The organism is Hydrogenophaga sp., assembly GCF_051007235.1.
Taxonomy (GTDB): domain Bacteria; phylum Pseudomonadota; class Gammaproteobacteria; order Burkholderiales; family Burkholderiaceae_C; genus Hydrogenophaga.
The window spans coordinates 1-2,435 of sequence record NZ_JBPCSJ010000522.1 but is presented as its reverse complement, the minus strand read 5'-3'; the positions used below and the strand labels follow the sequence as shown (position 1 = coordinate 2,435).

Annotated in this window: 4 protein-coding genes; all 4 read right to left on the bottom strand. The window is 63.8% G+C overall.

What is annotated here, in order from left to right; genetic code table 11:
* A partial coding sequence (leuB, locus tag ACR2JA_RS18470; protein ID WP_434010530.1) for a 3-isopropylmalate dehydrogenase occupies positions 1-990 on the bottom strand: 990 nt, incomplete at its 3' end.
* A 33-nt stretch (positions 991-1,023) separates the two neighbouring features.
* Entirely contained in the window at positions 1,024-1,677 is a 654-nt protein-coding gene (gene leuD, locus ACR2JA_RS18465) for a 3-isopropylmalate dehydratase small subunit (RefSeq protein ID WP_434010529.1), read from the bottom strand.
* Positions 1,678-1,809, bottom strand: coding sequence for an entericidin A/B family lipoprotein (locus tag ACR2JA_RS18460; RefSeq protein ID WP_434010528.1), 132 nt, complete (start codon positions 1,807-1,809; stop codon positions 1,678-1,680).
* 13 nt (positions 1,810-1,822) lie between these two features.
* Positions 1,823-2,435: aconitase family protein (locus ACR2JA_RS18455; protein WP_434010527.1), on the bottom strand; the 613-nt coding region annotated here is incomplete at its 5' end.

Here is a 2,435-nt window from a genome sequence, read left to right as displayed (position 1 = left end):
GCGCAGCCCCTGCGCGAGCACCTTGCGCACCGCGGCCTCGACGCGCTGCGCCGCGGCTTCCTGGTTCAGCGAATAGCGCAGCATCATCGCCGCCGACAGGATGGTGGCCAGCGGATTGGCCACGCCCTTGCCTGCAATGTCTGGCGCGCTGCCGTGGCTGGGTTCGTACAGGCCCTGGTTCTTCGAGTTCAAGGAGGCCGAAGGCAGCATGCCGATGGAGCCGGTGAGCATGGAGGCCTCATCGCTGAGGATGTCGCCGAACATGTTCCCGGTGACCACCACGTCAAAGGCCTTGGGCGCCTTGACCAGTTGCATGGCCGCGTTGTCCACGTACATGTGCTGCAGTTCCACGTCGGGGTACTGGGCGTGCACTTCGGTGACCACGTCTTTCCAGAACTGGAAGGTTTCCAGCACGTTGGCCTTGTCGACGCTGGTCACTTTTTTGTTGCGCTTGCGCGCGGCCTGGAACGCGACGTGGGCGATGCGCTCGATCTCCGGCTTGGAGTAGCGCATGGTGTCGAAGGCTTCTTCGGTACCGGGGAAGTGGCCATCCACAGCGGTGCGTCGGCCACGCGGCTGGCCGAAGTAGATGTCGCCGGTGAGCTCGCGGATGATCAGGATGTCCAGACCCGCGATCAGCTCGGGCTTGAGGCTGGACGCGCCCACCAGTTGCTCGTAGCAGATGGCAGGGCGGAAGTTGGCGAACAGGCCCAGGTTCTTGCGCAGGCCCAAGATGGCCTGCTCGGGGCGCAGCGGGCGGTCCAGCTTGTCGTACTTCCAGTCGCCCACGGCGCCGAACAGCACCGCATCGGCCGACTTGGCGAGGTTGAGCGTGGACTCGGGCAGCGGGTGGCCATGGGCTTCGTAGGCGGCGCCACCGACCAGCGCGGACTCCATCTCGAACTTCAGATCGAGGGCATTGAGGACCTTGACCGCTTCGGCCACGATTTCGGTGCCGATGCCGTCACCCGGGAGAACTGCGATTTTCATGTGGGGTCTGTCAGAGGTTGAGGTGTCGTCCGATCAGGACACCATGGTGTGTGCAAGCCAGGGCTTGGTCGCCAGGCGTTCTTTCTCGAACGCGGCGATCTTGTCCTTGTGGCGCAGCGTCAGGCCGATGTCGTCGAAACCGTTGAGCAGGCAGTACTTGCGGAAGGCCTGCACGTCGAACGGGATCTCTTCACCCTGCGGCTTGACGATGACCTGGCGCTCCAGGTCCACGGTCAGTTCGTAGCCTGGGAAGGCCACGACTTCGTTGAACAGCTGGTCCACCACCGCTTCGGGCAGCACGATGGGCAGCAGGCCGTTCTTGAAGCAGTTGTTGAAGAAGATGTCGGCGTAGCTGGGGGCGATCAGCGCGCGAAAGCCATATTGGTCGATAGCCCAGGGCGCGTGTTCGCGGCTGGAGCCGCAGCCGAAGTTCTTGCGCGCCAGCAACACCGAGGCGCCTTGGTAGCGCGGCTGGTTGAGCACGAAGTCCGTGTTGGGCTTGCGCTGGCTCTCGGGTACGCCCGGCTCGCCCGGCTGGTCCAGGTAGCGCCACTCGTCGAACAGGTTGGGACCGAAACCGGTCTTGCGGATCGATTTGAGGAACTGCTTGGGAATGATGGCGTCGGTGTCGACGTTCTCGCGGTCCATCGGGGCCACCAGGCCCTTGTGCACGGTGAACTTGTTCATTTATTTCTTCTTGGCGGCGTCTTCCAGCACCTGACCGGCTTTTTGCACGTCCTGGCCCACACCTTGGACCGTGTTGCATCCGGCCAGCGCCAGCAGGCAGCACATCGAGAACAGGGCAGCAATGGTTTTCATGGGAGCAGTCCTTTCAGGCGAATTGACGAACGTCGACAAAGTGACCGTGCACCGCCGCGGCGGCGGCCATGGCGGGCGAGACCAGGTGGGTGCGACCGCCGGCACCCTGGCGGCCTTCGAAGTTGCGGTTGCTGGTGGACGCGCAGCGCTCGCCGGGTTCCAGGCGGTCGGCGTTCATGGCCAGGCACATGGAGCAGGCGGGCTCGCGCCACTCGAAGCCCGCGGCTTTGAAGATTTCGTGCAGACCTTCGCGCTCGGCCTGTTCTTTCACCAAGCCGGAACCAGGCACGACCATCGCCAGCTTGATGTTCTTGGCGACCTTCTGGCCCAGCTTCTTCACCACCGCAGCGGCTTCGCGCATGTCTTCGATGCGGCTGTTGGTGCAGGAGCCGATGAACACCTTGTCCACGAAGATGTCGTTGAGGGCCTTGCCCGGTTGCAGCGCCATGTAGGTCAGGGCGCGTTCGATGGCGCCGCGCTTGTTCGGGTCCTTTTCCTTGTCAGGGTCCGGCACGCGGGCATCGATACCCAGCACCATCTCGGGCGAGGTGCCCCAAGTGACTTGCGGCACGATGGTGCTGGCATCCAGTTCCACCACGGCGTCAAAGTGTGCACCGGGGTCCGAT

Excerpts from the sequence above, each read along its gene's own strand:
- ACR2JA_RS18460 (WP_434010528.1), bottom strand. The coding sequence starts at position 1,809 with ATGAAAACCATTGCTGCCCTGTTCTCGATGTGCTGCCTGCTGGCGCTG.
- leuD (WP_434010529.1), bottom strand. The coding sequence starts at position 1,677 with ATGAACAAGTTCACCGTGCACAAGGGCCTGGTGGCCCCGATGGACCGC.